We start from the raw sequence: 20,296 nt of genomic DNA, 5'->3' as shown, positions 1-20,296 counted from the left end.
GTAGAAGGCGGTGCGCATCGCGCCGCCTTCTGCCTGAGCCGCAGTGCTTTGAGCAGCGTGCTGCAGATCAGGCACGACAGCCACTGAAATCAAACTTGTCCGATATTGCCGGCCTGTCTGCATGTGAAGACTTCATGGGGTTTCCCATACCTCGCAAAGGAGTCTCTGCATGCACCTGTCCCATCGGGCAGTCCTCGCACTGTCCGTCGTTGCCGGCCTGGCCCTGTCCGGCAGCGCCTTCGCCCACGGCACCATGACCAAGCCGCTCAGCCGCGTGAAGCAGTGCCACGAGGGCAATCCGGAAAACCCGACCAACCCGGCCTGCGCCGCCGCCAAGGCCATCGGTGGTTCGCAGCCGTTCTACGACTGGAGCGCGATTGCCCACGGCAATGCCAATGGCAACCATCGCGAACTGGTGCGCGATGGCGAACTGTGCAGTGCCAGCATTCCCAAGTACCGCGGGCTCGACCTGAACCGCACGGACTGGCCGACCACGCCGATCCGCGCCGACGCCCGTGGCCGTTACACCTTCGAGTTCCGCGCGCCGGCGCCGCACGCCACCCGCGAATGGAAGTTCTACGTCACCCGCGATGGCTGGCAGCCGGGCAGCCCGCTGCGTTGGGCCGACCTGCAGGAATTCTGCACGCTGGGCAACACGCCGCTGTCCGAAGGCGGTGTCTACAAGCTGGACTGCCCGCTGCCCAAGCGCAGTGGCCAGCACATCATCTACAACACCTGGCAGCGCTCGGATTCGCAGGAGGCGTTCTATACCTGCATGGACGTGCGCTTCGAAGGCGGCGATGGCGTGGTTCCGCCGCCGCAGTGGCAGGATGCCGGCGCTGTGACCGCCAACGGTGCACTGGACGTGGACAGCACCGTGACCCTGCGTGTGTTCAATGCCAACGGCAATGACCTGGAGCGCGTGGAGACCACGCTGGCGGCCGGCCAGACCGCTCCCGCACAGTGGCCGTTGGCGCTGGCCCGCAAGGTCAATGCCAGTGCGCAGCACGCCCGCGTCGGTGTGATGAAGAACGGCGTGATCACGCCGGTCGCATCGGCCACCGAAAACCGCGTGTACCTGAAGCCGGGCAATCGCTTCCAGCTGGAAACCCAGGTGCCGGACCCGGTTGATCCGGTCGACCCGCCGGGTGGCGATTTCGACTTCGTGTATCCGGCCGGCCTCGGCAGCTACACGCCGGGCGAGACCGTGGTGAAGGGCACCGACGGCAAGCTGTACGCCTGCCGCCCGTTCCCGGAAGGCGCGTGGTGCAACATCAATGCCGATGCCTATCGCCCGGGCACCGGCTATGCCTGGCGTGATGCCTGGGTCGCGTACTGAGGCAGGCACCGGGGGCGGCAGGGTGCCGCCTCCGGTTCGCGGGGTTGCCGGCCAGCGGTCGGCACGCCCCGCCTACTTGCTGCTGACGTACTTCTCGCGGCGGATCTGCGGGTTGCCCAGGCCGGCGGCCTTCAGCAGCTCGGCGCAGGCATCGACCATGTCCGGGTTGCCGCACAGGTAGGCGATGTCGGTGGCCGGGTCCGGCGTGAAGCCGGCCAGCGCCTGCTGCACGTAGCCGTGCTGTACGTCCGGGTGCGGATCAGCCGGGAGTTCACGCGACAGGCACGGAACATAGCGGAAGTTCGCGTGCTTTTCGGCGAAGCTGTAGAAATCTTCGCTGTACAGCAGCTCGCCGGGGCTGCGCGCGCCCTGCAGCAGCACGATCTGCACGCCGCGTTCGGCCATGGCCTTCTCCAGCAGCGGCAGCATGGAGCGGTACGGGGTAACACCGGTACCGGTGGCGATCAGCAGGTAACGGGCGTTGTGGTCACCGGGATTCAGGCAGAGCCGGCCATAGGGGCCGGACGCACTGATCTGGCTGCCCTGCTCCAGCGCCTCGAACAGGGCCGTGGCGGCGCCGCCGGGCACGAAACTGACCGCGATGTCCACCGCCTCGCCCGGGCCCAGCGCATGGTCGTGGATGGTCGCCAGCGAGTAGCTGCGCTTGGTTTCGGTGCCGTCGGCGTAGCTGAAATGGACCTGGATGAACTGGCCGGGCTGGAAATCCAGCGGCTGCCCATCGTCACGCACGAACTGGTAATGGCCGACGGTCGGGGCCAGCATGCGGCAGCCGACCAGCTTGAGGGGGAATTGAACAGGCACGACTTTTCGGGACAGTGTGTAGCCGGGGCAAGCCCTCGGGGTCTTCTATAATAGCCCCTCCCCGCCCCTCTCCAGCGCCAGCCCATGGGCGCGAAGGCTTCGAGCTTGGCATCCCAGAACGATACGGCGCCCGCCCTGCGCGTGCGCGACCTGCGCAAGACCTATGACAACGGCACCCAGGCCCTGAAGGGCGTTTCCCTGGAAGTGGCCCCGGGCGACTTCTTCGCCCTGCTCGGCCCCAACGGGGCGGGCAAGTCGACCCTGATCGGCATCATCAGCTCCCTGGTCAACCTCAGCGAGGGCCAGGTGGAAGTGTTCGGCAGCGACCTGGTGCGCAACCGCAGCGCCACCATGCGCCTGATCGGCCTGGTGCCGCAGGAGATCAATTTCAACCTGTTCGAAAAGCCCTTCGACATCCTGGTGAACTACGCCGGTTTCTACGGCGTGCCGCGCGAGGAAGCCGAGCAGCGCGCCGAAGAAGAACTGAAGCGCGCGCACCTGTGGGAAAAGGCGCAGGTGATGAGCCGCACGCTGTCCGGCGGCATGAAGCGCCGGCTGATGATCGCCCGCGCGATGATGACCCGCCCGCGGCTGCTGATCCTGGACGAACCCACCGCCGGCGTGGACATCGAGATCCGCCGCGACATGTGGCGCGTGCTGAAGGAGATCAACGGTGCCGGCACCACGATCATCCTCACCACCCACTACCTGGAAGAGGCCGAGTACCTGTGCCGCCACCTGGCGATCATCAACCATGGCCAGATCGTCGAGCAGGGGCCGATGCGCACCCTGCTGGCCAAGCTGGACGTGGAAGGCTTCCTGCTGGACATCGACGGTGACCTGCCGGCGCAGCTGCCGGTGATCGAGGGCGCGACGCTGACCGCGCCGGACCCGCACACGCTGGACATCGACATGCCACGCGCGATGGACCTCAACCGCGTGTTCGCCACGCTGAACGAGGCGGGTATCCGCGTGCGTTCGATGCGTACCAAGAGCAACCGCCTGGAGGAGCTGTTCGTGCGCCTCACCGGCAACATGGAGAAGCCTGCATGAGCACCACCGAGCTGACCGACGGCCAGCGCAACCGCATCGCGCTGATGACCATCGTGCGCCGCGAAGTCGCCCGCATCATGCGCATCTGGGGCCAGACCCTGGTGCCGCCGGCGATCACCATGACCCTGTACTTCCTGATCTTCGGCAACCTGATCGGGTCGCGCGTGGGTGACATGGGCGGCTACACCTACATGCAGTTCATCGTGCCGGGCCTGGTGATGATGAGCGTGATCCAGAACAGCTACGGCAACATCAGTTCCTCGTTCTTCGGTGCCAAGTTCGGCCGCCACGTCGAAGAACTGCTGGTCAGCCCGATGCCGAACTGGGTGATCCTGTGGGGCTACGTGGCCGGTGCCGTGCTGCGCGGCCTGATGGTCGGCGTGATCGTGCTGATCATCGCGATGTTCTTCACCCCGGTGCGAATCCCGCATCCGATCGTGATGCTGACCACGGTGATCCTCGGCGCGACGATCTTCTCGCTGGCCGGATTCATCAATGCGGTGTATGCGAAGAAGTTCGATGACGTGGCGATCGTGCCGACCTTCATCCTGACCCCGCTGACCTACCTGGGTGGCGTGTTCTATTCGGTGAAGCTGCTGCCGGGCTGGGCCGAAGCGGCCACGCACGCGAACCCGATCTTCTACATGGTCAACGCGTTCCGCTATGGCCTGCTGGGTAGCAGCGATGTACCGCTGCCGGTGGCCTACGGCCTGATGATCGGTTTCGTGGTGGTGCTGACGGCGCTGGCCCTGTGGCTGCTGCGCCGTGGTGTGGGCATGCGCAGCTGAGACCTGCGTGGTAGTGCCGGCCGCGGGCCGGCAACACCAGATCCACGCCATGCGTGGATGCAGCAGTCTGTAGAGCCGAGCCTATGCTCGGCTCTTTTTTGCCTGCAATCTCCGGCACAATCGCAGTTCTGATTCCCCCCAGAAAACGGTGAACGTGCAATGCGCATCCTGATCCTCGGCGCCGGCGGTACCGGCGGTTACTTCGGTGGCCGCCTGGCCCAGGCCGGCGTGGACGTGACCTTCCTCGTGCGCCCCGCGCGCGCCGCGCAGCTGGACCATGATGGCCTGGTCATGCGCAGCCCACTGGGTGATGCGCGTTTCCCGGTTCAGCACGTCACTGCTGATGCACTGCCCGCACTGGCCGCGCAGAAGCCCTTCGATCTGGTCATCCTCAGCTGCAAGGCCTACGACCTGGACAGTTCGATCGATGCCATCGCCCCGGCAGTCGGAGCGAACACCACCGTGCTGCCGATCCTCAACGGTCTGCACCACTACAACGCACTGGATATGCGCTTTGGCCGCGACGCGGTGCTCGGCGGCCTGTGCTTCATCAGCGCCACCAAGGCGCCCGATGGCGCGGTGCTGCATCTGGGCAAGCCGGCCAAGCTCACCTTCGGCGAGCGCGACGGCGGCGCGATCTCCGCGCGCGTGCGCGCCTTGGCTGCGGTCTGCGCGAAGGCCAACCTTGATCACCTTGCCAGCGAACGTATCGGCCAGGAACAGTGGATCAAGTACACCTTCCTGACCGCGCTGGCCGCAGCCACCTGCCTGCTGCGTGCGGATATCGGCACCATCGTCGCCACCGATGATGGCGAGGCGATCGTACGTGGCCTTTACGACGAGTGCCTGGCCGTCGCCGAAGCCGCCGGTGAACCGGTTCCGGAGGCAGCGCAGGACACTGCGCGCGGCACGCTGACCCAGGCCGGCTCGGCGTTGAAGGCCTCGATGCTGCGTGATCTGGAGGCCGGCCAGCAGGTGGAGGCCGAACAGATTGTTGGCGACATGCTGGTGCGTGCGCGCAGGGCTGATCAGGAAGCCCTGCTGCTGCAGGTTGCCTACAGCAGTCTGCAGGCCTACAAGGCACTGCGGGTCGCGTGAGTCCCGCCTTGCAGGCCAGCCCATTGCCCGCGCGGGTACTGATTCTCGGGCTGGGCTGGAGCGGACGCGTGCTGGCCGCGCAGCTGCAGGCGCACGGCATAGGCGTGGCCGGCACGGTGCGCGATCCCTCGTTCGCGCCGGACGATGGCCTGCCACGGCATCAGCTGCACGCCGACACGCCACCGTCGCCTGCCCTGCTCGATGTGATCGCGCAGGCCGATGCCGTGCTGTGCAGCGTGCCGCCCGACGCGGAGGGCGACCCGGCACTGCGCCTGCTGCTGCCCGCGCTGCAGGCCAGCCCGGCATTGCGCTGGGTCGGCTATCTGTCGTCGACCTCGGTGTATGCCGACCGCGCCGGCGGTTGGATCGACGAGCGCAGCGCGGCCGACGCCACTGAAGCGGCTGGCGTGCAGCGCCTGCTCGCGGAAGCCCAGTGGCGCGCACTGGCCGGACAACGCGGCATCGCCTCGGCGGTATTCCGCCTGCCCGGCCTGTACGGGCCGGGTCGCAATGCGCTGGTGCAGTTGGCGCAGGGGCGTGCGCGCCACGTGGTTCGCCCGGGCCAGGTGTTCAACCGACTGCACGTGGATGACCTGGCAACCGTCATCATCGCCGCAATGCGGCGCCCGGCCCGGCAGGGTCTCTACCTGCCCAGCGACGACGAACCGGCGCCGCCGCAGGATGTGCTGGCCTTCGCCGCGAAGCTGGGCGGGTTTGCGCTGCCGCCCGCCGTGGCCTGGGATGACCCGGTACTGAGCCCGACGCTGCGGCGCTTCTACGAGAGCAACAAGCGCATCGACAGCCGTGGCACGCGTGAAGCGCTGGGGTGGCAGCCGCGCTTCCCGAGTTACCGTGAAGGCCTGACGGACCTTGCCGCTTCGCTCGCCGGGCATGGCCCGGCGCTACCGGACAGCGCTTTGTAGAGCCGAGCCCATGCTCGGCTGCTCTTTGCGTCTTTCGCGCTGCGCGCGATAAGCCGAGCATGGGCTCGGCTCTACGGATCAACCCGCGTCGGGCAGGCGGAAGAACGCGCGGGCGGCCGCCGTGGCATTGGCCGCGGTCACCGCAACGTCCTCGCCACGGTCACGTGCCAGCTCTTCCACGATGTGCGACAGGAACATCGGCTCGTTGCGCCGGTCCTTCGGCATCGGCTTCAGCGTGCGCGGCAGCAGGTACGGCGCGTCGGTCTCGATCATCAGGCGGTTGGCCGGGATGTTCTTCACCAGTTCGCGCAGGTGCGCGCCACGGCGCTCGTCGCACAGCCAGCCGGTGATGCCGATGTACCAATCCTGGTCCAGGTAATCGAACAGCTCACCGCGTTCGCCGGTGAAGCAATGCACCACCGCCGGACCGATGCGACCTTCGAAGTTCTTCATCTGTGCCATGAAGTCGGCATGCGCATCACGCTGGTGCAGGAACAGTGGCTTGCCGTTGTCTGCCGCCAGCTGCAGCTGGCGCTCGAACGCGCGGTGCTGGGCCGGGCGCGGCGAGAAATCACGGAAGTAGTCCAACCCGCACTCACCCACCGCCACCACTTCCGGGTGGGCATGCAGCGCGCGCATCTCGGCATCGCATTCTTCGGTGTATTCCACCGCGTGGTGCGGGTGCACGCCGGCCGTTGCGTACAGGAAGCCCGGATGCTGCTGGGCCAGCTGCACCGCCAACGGCGAGTGCTCGCGGCTGGCGCCGGTGATGACCATCTGCACCACGCCGGCCTGGCGCGCGCGGTCCAGCACGGCATCGCGGTCGCGGTCGAAGGAGTCGTGGGTCAGGTTGGCGCCGATATCGATCAGGAGCATGGTCATCGCGGGGGAAAAGTGCCCGCGCATTGTACCTGCGCCCGCCGTGGCCCCTTATCCTTTGCACATGAACGCCCCGCTCTTCCCGATTTCCCCGCTGCTGCCGCAGATCCAGCAACATCTGGCCGCGCATCAGCGACTGGTGCTGGAGGCCCCGCCCGGTGCCGGCAAGACCACCCAGGTGCCACTGGCACTGCTCGACGCACCGTGGCTGCAGGGCCGCAAGATCATCCTGCTGGAACCACGGCGGGTCGCAGCCCGCAGCGCCGCGCTGTTCATGGCGCGGCAGCTGGGCGAGGAGGTCGGTGGCACGGTCGGCTACCGCATCCGCTTCGAAAACAAGGTTTCGGCGCGCACGCGCATCGAGGTCGTCACCGAAGGCATCCTGACCCGCGTGCTGCAGGACGACCCGATGCTGGAAGAGGTCGGTGCGATCCTGTTCGACGAATTCCACGAGCGCCATCTCAGCGGCGACCTCGGCCTGGCGCTGGCGCTGGATGTGCAGGCGCAGCTGCGCGATGACCTGCGCCTGGTGGTGATGTCGGCCACGCTGGACGGCGAGCGGCTGGCACGTTTTCTCGATGCGCCGCGGCTGAGCAGCGAGGGCCGCAGCTACCCGGTGGCGATCAGCCATTTCCCGGCGCGCCGCGATGAGGCGCTGGAACTGCAGGTGCGCCGCGCGGTGCAGCAGGCCCTGGCCGAGCACCCTGGTGACCTGCTGGTGTTCCTGCCCGGCCAGCGCGAGATCGCGCGGGTGCAGGCGGGCCTGCAGGAATCGCTCAATGGCGATGTCGAGGTCCTGGCGCTGCACGGTGAACTGCCGGTGGAACAACAGGCGCGCGTACTTCAGGTGGCCAGCGATGGCCGCCGGCGCGTGGTGCTGGCGACCAACGTCGCCGAGTCGTCGGTGACGTTGCCCGGCGTGCGCGTGGTGATCGACAGCGGCCAGGCACGCGAACCGCGCTACGACCCCAACAGTGGTTTCACCCGGCTGGACGTGGTGGCCATCGCGCAGGCATCGGCCGACCAGCGCGCGGGCCGCGCCGGCCGCGTCGCCGAGGGCGTGGCCTGGCGGCTGTGGCCACAGTCGCAGCGGCTGGAACCGCAGCGCCGCGCCGAGATCGACCAGGTGGAACTGGCCGGACTGGCACTGGAGCTGGCGGCCTGGGGCAGCAGCGATCTGCGCTTCCTCGATCCGCCACCGGCCGGCCCGATGGGTGCCGCGCGCGAACTGCTGCAGCGGCTCGGCGCCCTGTCCAGCAGTGGCGCGATCACCGAACTGGGCCGGCGTGTGCTGGCGCTGGGCACGCATCCACGGATGGCGGCGATGCTGCTGGCAGCGCCCGATGCCCGCGCCCAGGCGCTGGCTGCCGACCTGGCCGCGCTGCTGGAGGCGCGCGACCCGTTGCGCCAGGGCGGCGACGCGCTGGCGGCCCGCTGGCGCGCACTGGCCGCGTTCCGCAATGGCCGCACACCGGGCGATGCCAACCGCAGCGGGCTGGCCGCGATCGATGCCGCCGCCAAGCAGTGGCGTAGCCGCCTGCGCTGCGAAGCCACGCCGCCGGCCAGCATCGAGGCCCATGAGCTGGGCGACCTGCTCGCTCATGCCTTCCCTGACCGGATTGGCTTCCAGCATCCCAGCGATCCTCTGCGCTACCTGCTGGCCAATGGCCGCAGCGCGCGCCTGCACGAGCTGAGCGACCTGCGCGGTGAGCCGTGGCTGGTGGCCAGCGAACTGCGCTTCGAGGCGCGCGATGCACTGCTGCTGCGCGCCGCACCGGTGGACGAGGATCGGCTGCGCAAGGCGTGGCCGGAGCGCTTCGTCACTGAAGACGTGGTGCGCTGGGACAGCGAACGACGCGCCCTGGTGGCGCTGCGCGAGACCCGTTTCGACCGCATCGTGCTGGACAGCCGCTCGGCCGGCCGGGTCGATCCGCAGCACGCCGCGCAGGCACTGACCGACGCGGTGGCTGAACTCGGTCTGCAGGCGCTGCCGTGGACCGAGGGCCTGCGCCAGTGGCAGGCGCGCGTCGAGTCACTGCGGCGCTGGATGCCGGAGCTGGACCTGCCCGACTGCAGCGACGCGGCCCTGCTGGCCAATCTCACGCAGTGGCTGCAACCCGCGTTCGCCGGCAAGAGCCGCTTGGACGCGCTGGATGAGGCCAGTTTCGGCGAGGCACTGAAGTCGCCGCTGGAATGGTCACAACGGCAGCTGGTCGAGCGCAATGCGCCGACCCGCATCACCGTGCCGTCCGGGCTGGAGCGGCCGATCACCTACGCGTTGGACAGCGAGAGTGGTGATCCGCTGCCGCCAGTGCTGGCGGTGAAACTGCAGGAACTGTTCGGCCTGGCCGACACGCCGCGCATCGCCGATGGCCGCGTGCCGCTGACCCTGCACCTGCTCTCCCCCGGCGGCCGCCCGCTGCAGGTCACCCAGGACCTGCGCAACTTCTGGGAAAACACCTACGCCGAAGTGAAAAAGGAAATGAAGGGCCGTTACCCGCGCCATCCGTGGCCGGACGATCCGTGGACCGCGACAGCCACGCACCGCGCCAAGCCGCGTGGAACCTGACGGGTAGTGCCGGCCGCTGGCCGGCAATGCATTCCACAGGGTGCCCGGGACTGCCGGCCAGCGGCCGGCTACCGGTTTGGGACCCTGCCTGATCCTGAATGGCTGCGGTAGAGTCACACCACGTGCGTCCCCGACTGACATACCGTTTACGGGCAACGCGCGACACTGGACTTCGACCCGAGGCAAAGGACCCCCGCATGAGCAAGCTGACCGTAATCACCGACCGCGCTCTGGAGCGCGCCCTGGAGCTGGCCCACACCGCTGGCGATGGCCTGAAGAGCGCCGGTGGCAGCCTGCGCAACGCGGATTGGATCAAGACCGGCGCCGCCCTCGGCGCAGTGAAGACCGGCGGCAAGGTCGCCACCAAGTTCGTGCGCCGCAATCCGGCCGTGGCCGTGGCCGCTGCTGCGGTGGGTGTCGGCCTGCTCGGCTATGCGCTGTACCGCAAGCAGCAGAAGAAGAAGGCTGCCAATGGCCATGTGGTGAATGGGCAGGCGCAGCGCATCAGCGCGCGTGACCGCCGCAACGACACCGTCGTGGACGAGCACAGCGATATCGGCAGCGACGCCTGAGCCTGCCGGGGTCGGATCCCTTCCACAGGAAGGGCTCTGACCCCAAGGCACTCCATGAGGGCCGGATGCCGAGAGGCCTCCGGCCCTTTCTGTTTCAACCGATCTGCCGCCACTGTCCGGGCTGCAGGTCCTCCAGCCGGTACGGTCCCATCGACACCCGCACCAGCCGCAACGTCGGCAGGTTCACTGCCGCTGTCATCCGCCGCACCTGGCGGTTGCGGCCTTCGCGGATCGTGATCGCCAACCAGCTGTCCGGCACGGTCTTGCGGAAGCGTACCGGCGGATCGCGCGTCCACAGCAATGGTGCTGGATCGAGGCGCTCGATCTTCGCCGGCAGGGTCGGCCCATCGTTGAGTACCACGCCGTCGCGCAGCTGTTGCAGCTGCTCGTCACTGGGCGTGCCTTCCACCTGCACCCAGTAGGTCTTGTCGGCCTTGTGCCTGGGGTCGGTGAGCTTGTGCGCCAGCGTGCCGTTGTCGGTCAGCAGCAGCAGGCCCTCGCTGTCATGGTCGAGCCGGCCAGCGGCGTACACGCGCGGCGGCAGGCCGAACCCGGCCAGGGTCGGCCGCGGCGGCACGCTGCGGTCGGTGAACTGGCAGAGCACGTTGAAGGGCTTGTTGAAGGCGATCAGCATTGCAGGCACGGCGGGCGGCGGGTGGGGCATTGTCCCACGCCTCGCGCCCAGGCAACTGTAGAACCGGAGGCAGCGGCAGGAGCCGCTGCCAACGTCGCGTGCGACGGTCCGAAGGGTGCCGGTCAGGACGGCCGGCATTGCCCGCGCTCGGCTGCTGTTGTACTCCGTCGCGCTGCGCGCAATGAGCCGAGCATCGGCTCGGCTCTACGGGGCACTCCGCGCTGGCAACAGGGCGTGCCGGCTTACGGCTTGATGAAACGCAGGGTCATGCGGTCGCTTTCGCCGATCGCCTGGTACTTCGCATCATCGGCCTTGTCGTGCTGGTTGGTCGGCGGCAGCGTCCACACGCCGTTGGGGTGGTCCTTGGTGTCGCGCGGGTTGGCGTTGACCTCACTGCGCGCATCCAGCTTGAAACCGGCGGCCTCGGCCATCGCGATCACCTGCTGCTGGCCGACATAGCCGGTGTCATCGTCGTCGGCCACGTCGGTCTTGGCGCGATGCTCGACCACGCCCAGCACGCCACCCGGCTTGAGCACGTTGAAGAAGCCCTGGAACATGCCCTGCGCCTGGCCGGCCTTGCGCCAGTTGTGCACGTTGCGGAAGGTCAGCACCACGTCGGCTGAATTGGCCGGGCCGAACACCGGCTTGGCCGGATCGTAGGCGACCACGGCGGTCTTGCCGAACTGCGCGGGTGCACCGGCGTACTTCTTTTCCAGGCTGTCGCGGCTGCGCTGCTGGTAGTCACGGCCACGGCCTTCGGGCACCGCCATCGGATCGACCACCGCAGCGACGTAGTGGCCCTTGTCATGCAGCAGCGGCGCCAGGATTTCCGAATACCATCCGTTGCCGGGGGTGATCTCGATGACGGTCTTTTCCGGCGCTACCTTGAAGAACGACAGCGTCTGCGCCGGATGGCGGAAGCCATCGCGCTTGACGTTGTTGGCATCGCGGGTGGGCGCCTTCACCGCCGCGTCGATGGCCGGCAAGACCTCGATCTTCGCCGGTGCCACCGTGGCCGGTGCGGCGAACGCGGGAACAGCAGCAAGCAGGGCCGAAGCAAGCAGCAGTCGGCAACCACGCAGGGACGAAGCAGGCATCATCGGGACGACTCCAGCGGAAGATGCGGCGAGACTAGCAGTCGCAGCGTCCCAGGTGTTCACAAAACGTTAGCGGCGTGCGCGTCGCGGAACACTGTTTTGTGGTCGTCGCCGCAGCACGGTCACACATCGCGTTCTATTCTGGAACACTTCCCCCAAGGAGTCCGTGCCCATGACGGCAACCCGCGAACTGGGCCGTTCCGGCCTGCATGTACGTCCGCTCGCCTTCGGTGGCAACGTGTTCGGCTGGAGCGCCGATGAGAAGGCCAGCTTCGCCCTGCTCGATGCCTTCGTCGATGCCGGCTTCAACCTGGTCGACACCGCCGACGTTTACTCGGCCTGGGTGCCGGGCAATTCGGGCGGGGAATCGGAAACGCTGATCGGCAAGTGGTTCGCCCGCAGCGGCAAGCGCGACAAGGTGGTGCTGGCGACCAAGGTGGCCAAGTGGGCCGAACGCCCCGGCCTGACCCCGGACAACATCAATGCGGCGGTCGAGGATTCGCTGCGCCGGCTGCAGACCGACGTGATCGATCTGTACCAGGCCCACGAGGATGACGAGTCGACGCCGCTGGAAGCCACGCTGGCCGCGTTCGGTCGCCTGATCGAGGCCGGCAAGGTGCGTGCGATCGGTGCTTCCAACTACAGCGCCACGCGCCTGGCCGATGCGCTGAAGGTGTCCACCGACTACAAGTTGCCGCGTTACGAAACCCTGCAACCGGAGTACAACCTGTATGACCGCGCCGGCTACGAAAAGGAACTGGAACCGCTGGTGCAGCGCGAGCAGATCGGCGTGATCGGCTACTACGCGCTGGCCAGTGGCTTCCTCAGTGGCAAGTACCGCACGCCGGCCGATGCAGCCAAGAGCCCGGCACGTGGCGAGACGGTGGTGAAGCGCTATCTGAACCCGCGCGGCCTGCGCATCCTGCAGGCGCTGGATGACGTAGCCAGCAAGCACAGCGCCAGCGCTGCGCAGATCGCACTGGCCTGGCAGATCGCGCGGCCGTCGATCACCGCGCCGATCGTCAGCGCTACCAGCGTCGAACAGCTGCACGACCTGCTGGCCGCAGCCAACGTATCGCTGAGCGTGCAGGATGTCGCGCAGCTGGATGCCGCCAGCGCCGAATCATGAGACCCGGTTGTGCCGGCCGCTGGCCGGCATGACACGTACATCGAAGAAAATAATTCAACAAAATGGTTGCACGCGACTAAATCGTGGTTTATCGTGCGCACCTCGTTTCAACACCCACTGGAAACTTCCCTTGAACGCGCATTCCGTCGCCATCGCCAAACTGCTGCCATGCCTGCGCATGGACCGGCCGGCGCGCGCGTTCGGCAAGGAAGACCAGCTGACAACGGCCTGATACCCGCCCTGCGGAGATCGGCCACCCCGATCTCCGAGGCCTGACGACGCCCTCGGAACGCAAGTCCCGGGGGCGTTTTCGTTTGCGTCGGCACAAGGACCCGCGATGCCAGAACTGCACCCCGCGCGGCAACCCGCCGCTCACTGATCCAGGTTTTTCTGCCGCGCCGGAGGATTTTCTCCGCGTGCACGGCAACGCCTGGACATTATCTGCATTGCAGCCAAACATTGTCGCTCGCCGATAATGTCGGTGGCCTGCACCCTCGATTCTCCAACGGTCCCGTTTCCACCACGGGCTGGTGCGCGCGGCGTTGCCGTGGCGTATGCCGGAGGTCGCGGACAAGCCATCGCCTGGATCGCCTGCTGGAGGCAGGCGCCGGTTCGCCGGTACGCGGTTCGATTCCGCGCGGTTCACCACTGGATAGCTCAGTCGGGTAGAGCAACGGATCCTGATTCCGTCTGTCGTGGGTTCGACTCCCACTCCAACCACATGACCTGTCACGTCATGAATTGAAGCAACACCCGGGGCGCAAGCCCCAGCGGCCATCGTCGCCGTCCACGGTCACTGCCTTCGGGCGGGGGCGTGGAAGGCAGCGGACCGCACGCCGGGCCTCGGCCCGCCGTCACTGCCAGCCACGTTCCGCCCCGGTGCTGCCTGCCGGGAACGACGATGGCAGCACTGCCGGTGCACCGAAGGCTCCGCGCGCGGACCGTCCGCCGATGGCCGCCCTCTTCCGCTGCCTGCACGTGGTGTGCAGGCGGCCTCGCCACGACCTGATCGACCCGGGTCATGGTGATTCATCCGCAACGGGTCGAACCACCAGAGCCATACAAGGAGAGACTCCCATGTTCTGGACCATCAAGGTCGTGATCGGCGACGGCGAGCGCGGCCTGGTGTATCGCAACCGTCGTTTCCAGCAGATCCTGCTGCCGGGCGTGCACCGCCTGTCGCCGTTCGGCGGCCGCCCGCAGGTGGACATCCACACCGCATCGAAGGGCGCGGCCTACACCGGCAGCGACCAGGACAGCCTGATCGAAGCACTGGGCGCGCAGTTGGAGACGCACTTCGTGCTGGCCAACGTCGGCGCCAGCGAAGTTGGCCTGTTGCTGCGCAATGGCCGCATCGATGAAGTGCTGCCGCCGGGCAGCCGTCGCCTGTACTGGCGCGGTTCGGTCGACACCCAGGTGCGCGTGATGGCGCTGGGTGACGAGCCGCGCATTCCGGCGGACGTGCAGCAGCGCCTGGGCCAGCTGGGCGTGCTGCCGCGTGTGGCGGTGATCAGCAGCGTGCCGAGCGAGTCGGTGGGCCTGCTGTTCATCGATGGCACGCTGCGGCAGACGCTGGACGCCGGCCTGCACGCGTTCTGGAACTTCAACGGCAACGTGTCGGTGGAGCGTGTGGAACTGCGTGCACGGTCACTGGACGTATCCGGCCAGGAGCTGCTCAGCCGCGACAAGGTGACCCTGCGGGTGAACCTGGCCGCGACCGTGCAGGTGGTCGACCCGGTGCGGGCACACCGCAAGCTCAGCAATGCCGATGAGTTTGTCTACCGGCAGCTGCAGTTCGGCCTGCGCCAGGCGATTGCCGCGCGCAGCCTGGACGAGCTGCTGGGCGACAAGGCAGCACTGGACGGTGAGATCGCCGCCCATGTGCAGGCGGCGATCGAGGGCCACGGTGTACGTCTGCTTGGCGTGGGCATCAAGGACGTGATCCTGCCGGGCGAGATGAAGGAGATCCTCAACGGCGTGGTGCTGGCCGAGAAGCAGGCCCAGGCCAGCGTGATCCGCCGCCGCGAGGAGGCCAATGCCACCCGTTCGCAGCTCAACACCGCAAAGCTGATCGAGGACAACCCGGTGCTGATGCGCTTGAAGGAGCTGGAGGCGCTGGAGAAGGTCACCGAGAAGATCGACACGCTCACCGTGTTCGGCGGCCTGGACGGCGTGCTGAAGCAGCTGGTGACGATCAGGTAGGGGGTCGCGGTGGCGCAGGGACGCGCCGCCGGCCCATCAAGGACATACACGAAGACATGGACACTCAACACAATTATCAATGGCTGCATGCCGAGGGCAGCACGCCGATCAAGGGCTGGGTCAACGGCGTGCCACTGGAGGCGCAGGCGCATGAGCAGCTGCGCAACATCGCCGCGATCCCGTTCGTCGGGCCGTGGGTGGCGGTGATGCCGGACGTGCACCTGGGCAAGGGCGCGACCGTCGGCTCGGTGATCCCGACCCGCGGTGCAATCATCCCGGCGGCGGTCGGCGTCGACATCGGCTGCGGCATGGCGGCCGTGCGCACCACGCTGCGCGCCAACGACCTGCCCGATGACCTGCGGCAGCTGCGCAACAGCATCGAGCGCAGCATCCCGGTCGGCAACGGGCGCGGCGGCGAGCATCAGCGCATGCCCGACAGCATCCATACCCGGCTGGTGCAGTCCGGGCTGGCCGCCGGCCTGGAGAAGATCAAGGACAGGCACCGCAGGATCCGTACCGACAAGCTCGACCGCCAGCTCGGGACGCTGGGTGGTGGCAACCACTTCATCGAACTGTGCCTGGACGAGACCGACACGGTGTGGGTGATGCTGCACAGCGGGTCGCGCGGCACCGGCAACCTGATCGGTACCTACTTCATCGAGAAGGCGCGCGAGGAACTGGCCCGGCGCGTGCTCGGCTTCCACCTGCCGGACAAGGACCTGGCGTTCTTCATGGAAGGCGAGCCGCTGTTCGATGACTACGTCGAAGCCGTGTCGTGGGCGCAGGACTACGCCCGGCAGAACCGCGAGGCGATGATGTCGCGCGTGCTGGCCGAGATGCGCCACCGGCTGCCGAAGTTCCAGCTGGCGGCGATGGCAGTGAACTGCCACCACAACTACGTGCAGAAGGAAACGCACCACGGGCAGGAGCTGCTGGTGACGCGCAAGGGGGCCGTCAGTGCCCGCGAGGGTGAGCTGGGCATCATTCCCGGCAGCATGGGCACGCGCAGCTACATCGTGCGTGGCAAGGGCAACGCGGACAGTTTCCACAGCTGCAGCCACGGTGCCGGCCGGGTGATGAGCCGTGGCGCCGCGCGCCAGCAGATCACGCTGGCCCAGCACCGCGAGGCCACCGCGCACGTGGAATGCCGCAAGGACAGCGGCGTGCTGGACGAGTCACCGGCCGCGTACAAGTCGATCGACGATGTGATGGCCGCGCAGCTGGACCTGGTCGACGTGGTGCACACCCTGCGCCAGGTGTTGTGCGTGAAGGGGTAAATGGGGCGGGGCCGGCCAAGGCCGGCACCCACCGCACCCAATTGCAGTAGATCCACGCCATGCGTGGATGGAACGGCGCCGACCAGGGTCGGCCTCTACCTGTGCAACGTTCAGCGCACGACGCTGTCTTCGGCCACCAGCGCGTGGTGCACGCCGATGCCCGCGCGCACGCCTTCGGCCATGGCCAGGGTGATGTTGCCGACCGTCGTCGCATCGCCTGCGGCATACACGTTCGGCACCGAGGTCTGCTTCATCATGTCGACCTCGATCAACTCGCCCAGCGGGCTCTCGGCCAATGTGCAACCCAGCTGCTGCACCAGCGGCGTGGCCATCACCTGGGTGGCCGGCACGAACAGCGCCCGCTGGGCGATGCGGCGGCCATCGGCCAGCTCCACTTCCAGCCAGGTCGGCTGGTCGCCCTGCACGCCCAGCACCGGCGACGTCTCGATCCGCACGCCGCGCTGCTGCATGGCAGCCCGTTCCTCATCGGTGATCGGCAGGCCCTGGCTGAAGAAGGTGACATTGCCCCAGTCGGCAAACAGCGGCGCCTTGCTGGCGGACATCGGATGGCCACCAAGCAGGCCGATGGCGCCGCCACCCACTTCGTAACCGTGGCAGTAGGGGCAGTGCAGCACGGTGCTGCCCCAGCGCTCGGCCAGACCCGGCAGCGCCGGCAGCTGGTCGGCGATGCCGCTGGCCAGCAGCAGCTTGCGCGCGGCCAGCACCTGGCCATCGGCGGTACGTACTTCCACGGCCTCTGCGCTGGCGTTGGCCTGCACGGCCTCGGCATGCACCCAGCGCACGCTGGGGTAGTCCAGCAGCTGCTGGCGCGCGGCCTTCAGCAGCTCGGCACCGCTGATGCCATCCAGCCCCAGCACCCCGTGCGAATGGCTGGCGAAACGATTGCGCGGCAAACCGGCGTCGATGACGGTGACCGCGCGGCGGGCACGGGCCAGGATCAGGCCCGCAGCAATGCCGGCATAGCTGCCGCCGACGATGAGCACATCAGGATTCATGGTGACCTTCCAGGGAACGGTGATGGGCGAGATGGCGGGCGAAGTCGGCGCCGAGCTTGTCCAGCGTGGTCGCCCGCAGGCGCTGTTCGAGCAGGCGCTGTGCTTCGCGTGCACCCTCCAGCAAAGCGCTGTTGACCAGCTGCTGGATCGGGCAGCCACCGCCGGAATCACGGGTACCGACCTGCACCAGCGACGGTGCGCCCACCGCCAGGTAGACGTCATGCAGGGTGATGGCTGCGGCATCGCGGGCCAACTGGCTGCCACCGCCATGACCACGGGCGCTGTGAACCAGGCCCGCCCTGTGCAGCTGCGCCAGCAGGCGGCGGATCACCACCGGATGGGTCGGCAGGCAGGACGCCAGCTGCTCGGAGGTGCGCGGGCCGTCCTGACCGACCAGGTGCGCCATCACATGCAGGGCGTCAGAGAGCAGGTTCGCGGATTTCATGTAACTACATTAGTTACATTTATATCCCCTGTCCAGGGTCCGTATTCGTTCCATATGGACACATTTGTCCTATGAAACACTTTCTTCACATCACTAAACGAAACGCTAATGTGATGTTCGTCGCACTTCAGCGGGAGCTTGGCGGGTCGATACCGCATTGCCCCTTCCCGAGAGTGCTTCCCGATGAATGCGTCTGTCCGTGCTCCGCGCCTGCAGTCCAAGCTGCTCGGCGCGGTTTCTGTTGGCTTGGCCGTGGTCCTGCTGTGCGCGCTGGCTGGCCTGGCCTCCGCCTGGTTCAAGTTGTCCACCGAGGTTCCACCCGAAGTCGCGCACAGCCGCGACGCCGAACGCCTGCAGCGTGAGTTCCGCGGCCAGGTGCAGGAATGGAAGAACGTGCTGCTGCGTGGTCACGACGACGCGTTGCGTCAGCGCCATCTGGACGCCTTCGACAACGAAGGCCGCCTGGTCGAACGGCTGGCCAAGGGCCTGGTGACCAGCCCGGACGCGCGCACGCGTGAACTGGCGCAGGCGTTCATCGGCCTGCACGCGCAGCTGCAGCAGGACTATCACGCGGCGCTGCAGGCATTTGCCGCGGCCGGCTACGATCCCGCCGTCGGCGACACCCTCGTGCGCGGCAAGGATCGCGCGGTGGCGACCGCACTGGATGCATTGAGCAGGCATGCCACGCAGGTGGCCGAAGCGGCGCTGGCGGCACGTTCGCAGCAGGCGCGGCAGACCCTGCTGCTGTGCGCGTCACTGACGGTGCTGGCCGCCGTGCTGTTGCTGATCGGCCTGTCCTGGTGGCTGCGGCGCGCCGTGGTGCAGCCGGTACTGGCGGTGGAAGCCGCTGCACGCGCAGTGGCTGCCGGCGACCTGCAGCACGTGGTACAGGTGCGCAGCCGCGACGAGATCGGACGCCTCGCCCAGGCGATGCAGGCGTTGCAGTCCACGCTGCGCGGCGTGCTGGATGCGCAGGCCGCGATGGCCCAGGCGCACGAGGCCGGCACCATCAGCCATCGCATGGACGCCGCTGCCTTCCCGGGCGCGTTCGGCACCATGGTGGCCGACTGCAACACGCTGGTCGACGCGCACATCCGGGTGAAGATGCGCGCGATCTCGATCATGGGCCGCTACGCCGTCGGCGACCTCAGCCAGGACATGGAACGCCTGCCCGGCGAAAAGGCAGTGATCACCGAAGCGCTGGATGCGGTCAAGCACAACCTCGGGGCGATCAACGGCGAAATCCGCCGCCTGGCCGAAGCGGCGGCCGCCGGTGACTTCAGCCAGCGCGGCGACAGCGCGCGCTTCGAGCATGACTTCCGCGCGATGGTCGATGGCCTGAACCGCCTGATGCAGACCACAGAACTGAACCTCGGCGAAGTCTCGACGATGCTGCGCGCGATCGCCGATGGCCGCCTCGGTGCACGCATGCACGGTGATTTCCAGGGTGTGTTCGCGCGTATCGCCGGCGATGCCAATACCACCGCCACGCAGCTGGCGACCATCGTCACCGACATCAAGCACGCCTCCGGCAACATCCACACCGCCGCCGCGGAGATCGCCGCCGGCAACAATGACCTGTCGCGCCGTACCGAGCAGCAGGCCGCCAATCTGGAAGAGACCGCGGCATCCATGGAAGAGCTGACCTCCACCGTGCGCCAGAACGCCGAACACGCGCGCCAGGCCAACCAGCTGGCGATCGGTGCACAGGGTGTCGCCTCACACGGTGGCAGCGTGGTCGGGCAGGTGGTGGCGACCATGGGTGCGATCGAAACGTCGTCGCGGCAGATCGCCGACATCATCAGCGTGATCGATGGCATCGCGTTCCAGACCAACATCCTGGCGCTGAACGCGGCGGTGGAAGCGGCACGCGCCGGTGAGCAGGGCCGCGGATTCGCGGTTGTCGCCAGCGAAGTGCGCACGCTGGCGCAGCGCTCTGCGGCGGCGGCAAAGGAGATCAAGTCGCTGATCGAGGCGTCGGTGGAACAGGTCGGTGAGGGTGCGCAGCGCGTGCGCGAGGCCGGCGACACCATGGCCGAGATCGTCGCCTCGGTGCAGCGCGTGACCGACATCATGGCCGAGATCTCTGCGGCGTCGCAGGAGCAGAGCGCAGGCATCGAACAGGTCAGCCAGACGGTGATCCAGATGGACGGCACCACCCAGCAGAACGCCGCGCTGGTGGAGGAAGCCAGCGCCGCGGCGCGCAGCCTGGAACAGCAGGCGAACCGGTTGATCGATGCGGTCGATGTGTTCGACCTGTCGGCCACGGCGACAGCGAAGGACGCGTTGGCGCGCGCGGCCTGAGGGATCCGGTTGCCGGCCAGCGGCCGGCACCACCGTGGAGCGCGGACTGGGGTAGTGCCGGCCGCTGGCCGGCAGCGTCCAACGCTACATGGGTGGCGGCATGAACAGTGCGGACCAACGTTCCGCACTCATTACGGCCTGTGGTCGTA

At 67.7% G+C, this 20,296-nt stretch carries 17 protein-coding genes and 1 tRNA gene; 12 read left to right on the top strand and 6 right to left on the bottom strand.

The features are described from left to right. Nucleotides 1-169 precede the first annotated feature (169 nt). Complete coding sequence (locus tag ROV93_RS15955) at nucleotides 170-1,339, top strand: lytic polysaccharide monooxygenase (RefSeq protein ID WP_312540364.1); 1,170 nt, start codon at nucleotides 170-172, stop codon at nucleotides 1,337-1,339. A gap of 72 nt (nucleotides 1,340-1,411) precedes the next feature. Here the strand turns inward: ROV93_RS15955 and ROV93_RS15950 are convergent, their stop codons facing one another. Further along, entirely contained in the window at nucleotides 1,412-2,161 is a 750-nt protein-coding gene (locus ROV93_RS15950) for a ferredoxin--NADP reductase (RefSeq protein ID WP_180890614.1), read from the bottom strand. A gap of 84 nt (nucleotides 2,162-2,245) precedes the next feature. On the opposite strand from ROV93_RS15950, the gene ROV93_RS15945 reads away from it, so the two are divergent. The 4 genes from ROV93_RS15945 (at nucleotide 2,246) to ROV93_RS15930 (ending at nucleotide 6,023) form a co-directional block, all read left to right on the top strand. Continuing rightward, on the top strand, nucleotides 2,246-3,214 hold the full coding sequence (locus ROV93_RS15945) for an ABC transporter ATP-binding protein (protein ID WP_072168040.1): 969 nt from the start codon (nucleotides 2,246-2,248) through the stop codon (nucleotides 3,212-3,214). Further along, nucleotides 3,211-4,002: an ABC transporter permease gene (locus ROV93_RS15940; protein WP_005420226.1), complete on the top strand. Its 792-nt coding sequence runs from the start codon at nucleotides 3,211-3,213 to the stop codon at nucleotides 4,000-4,002. The genes ROV93_RS15945 and ROV93_RS15940 overlap by 4 nt, the downstream gene beginning before the upstream one ends. Before the next feature lie 159 nt (nucleotides 4,003-4,161). Continuing rightward, nucleotides 4,162-5,100 carry a 2-dehydropantoate 2-reductase gene (gene panE, locus ROV93_RS15935; protein WP_072168041.1) on the top strand — a complete coding sequence of 313 codons (939 nt, stop codon included), beginning with the start codon at nucleotides 4,162-4,164 and terminating at the stop codon, nucleotides 5,098-5,100. Continuing rightward, the gene (locus tag ROV93_RS15930; RefSeq protein WP_072168042.1) at nucleotides 5,097-6,023 is read left to right on the top strand and encodes an NAD-dependent epimerase/dehydratase family protein; all 927 of its coding nucleotides are present in this window, start codon (nucleotides 5,097-5,099) and stop codon (nucleotides 6,021-6,023) included. The genes panE and ROV93_RS15930 overlap by 4 nt, the downstream gene beginning before the upstream one ends. Nucleotides 6,024-6,101: 78 nt before the next feature. On the opposite strand, the gene ROV93_RS15925 is transcribed toward ROV93_RS15930, so the two are convergent. Beyond that, a complete protein-coding gene (locus tag ROV93_RS15925; protein WP_072168072.1) occupies nucleotides 6,102-6,899 on the bottom strand; it encodes a TatD family hydrolase in 798 nt (265 codons plus the stop codon). Between the two features lie 67 nt (nucleotides 6,900-6,966). On the opposite strand from ROV93_RS15925, the gene hrpB reads away from it, so the two are divergent. Together hrpB and ROV93_RS15915 are read left to right on the top strand one after the other, a co-directional pair. Further along, complete coding sequence (gene hrpB / locus ROV93_RS15920; protein ID WP_072168043.1) at nucleotides 6,967-9,471, top strand: ATP-dependent helicase HrpB; 2,505 nt, start codon at nucleotides 6,967-6,969, stop codon at nucleotides 9,469-9,471. 197 nt (nucleotides 9,472-9,668) lie between these two features. Beyond that, a complete protein-coding gene (locus ROV93_RS15915) occupies nucleotides 9,669-10,043 on the top strand; it encodes a hypothetical protein (protein WP_061478985.1) in 375 nt (124 codons plus the stop codon). Between the two features lie 94 nt (nucleotides 10,044-10,137). On the opposite strand, the gene ROV93_RS15910 is transcribed toward ROV93_RS15915, so the two are convergent. Both ROV93_RS15910 and ROV93_RS15905 read right to left on the bottom strand, forming a co-directional pair. After that, nucleotides 10,138-10,677 carry a pseudouridine synthase gene (locus ROV93_RS15910; RefSeq protein ID WP_072168044.1) on the bottom strand — a complete coding sequence of 180 codons (540 nt, stop codon included), beginning with the start codon at nucleotides 10,675-10,677 and terminating at the stop codon, nucleotides 10,138-10,140. A 242-nt stretch (nucleotides 10,678-10,919) separates the two neighbouring features. Continuing rightward, nucleotides 10,920-11,777, bottom strand: a complete 858-nt coding sequence (locus ROV93_RS15905) for a class I SAM-dependent methyltransferase (protein ID WP_061478983.1) — start codon at nucleotides 11,775-11,777, stop codon at nucleotides 10,920-10,922. Nucleotides 11,778-11,946: 169 nt separating this feature from the next. Between ROV93_RS15905 and ROV93_RS15900 the strand changes: the two genes are divergently transcribed. The 4 genes from ROV93_RS15900 to ROV93_RS15885 all read left to right on the top strand — a co-directional run bounded on the left by ROV93_RS15900 (nucleotide 11,947) and on the right by ROV93_RS15885 (nucleotide 16,382). Next, nucleotides 11,947-12,903 (top strand): aldo/keto reductase, encoded by a 957-nt coding sequence (locus ROV93_RS15900; protein ID WP_053496774.1) that lies wholly within the window; start codon nucleotides 11,947-11,949, stop codon nucleotides 12,901-12,903. A gap of 649 nt (nucleotides 12,904-13,552) precedes the next feature. Continuing rightward, nucleotides 13,553-13,623 (top strand) — tRNA-Gln (locus ROV93_RS15895). Nucleotides 13,624-13,980: 357 nt separating this feature from the next. Further along, entirely contained in the window at nucleotides 13,981-15,105 is a 1,125-nt protein-coding gene (locus ROV93_RS15890; RefSeq protein WP_072168045.1) for a slipin family protein, read from the top strand. 56 nt (nucleotides 15,106-15,161) lie between these two features. Further along, nucleotides 15,162-16,382: an RtcB family protein gene (locus ROV93_RS15885; protein ID WP_005420260.1), complete on the top strand. Its 1,221-nt coding sequence runs from the start codon at nucleotides 15,162-15,164 to the stop codon at nucleotides 16,380-16,382. A 110-nt stretch (nucleotides 16,383-16,492) separates the two neighbouring features. Here ROV93_RS15885 and ROV93_RS15880 read toward each other — a convergent pair whose 3' ends face one another. Continuing rightward, nucleotides 16,493-17,398, bottom strand: a complete 906-nt coding sequence (locus tag ROV93_RS15880) for an NAD(P)/FAD-dependent oxidoreductase (RefSeq protein ID WP_072168046.1) — start codon at nucleotides 17,396-17,398, stop codon at nucleotides 16,493-16,495. Then, entirely contained in the window at nucleotides 17,388-17,843 is a 456-nt protein-coding gene (locus tag ROV93_RS15875; RefSeq protein ID WP_072168047.1) for an Rrf2 family transcriptional regulator, read from the bottom strand. Before ROV93_RS15875 ends, ROV93_RS15880 begins: the two co-directional genes overlap by 11 nt. 183 nt (nucleotides 17,844-18,026) lie before the next feature. On the opposite strand from ROV93_RS15875, the gene ROV93_RS15870 reads away from it, so the two are divergent. Then, nucleotides 18,027-20,147, top strand: a complete 2,121-nt coding sequence (locus ROV93_RS15870) for a methyl-accepting chemotaxis protein (protein ID WP_072168048.1) — start codon at nucleotides 18,027-18,029, stop codon at nucleotides 20,145-20,147. The last annotated feature ends 149 nt before the right edge of the window (nucleotides 20,148-20,296 follow it).

Source organism: Stenotrophomonas maltophilia group sp. msm4 (assembly GCF_032025605.1).
GTDB lineage: Bacteria > Pseudomonadota > Gammaproteobacteria > Xanthomonadales > Xanthomonadaceae > Stenotrophomonas > Stenotrophomonas sepilia.
This window is presented reverse-complemented; position numbering and strand designations above follow the sequence as displayed.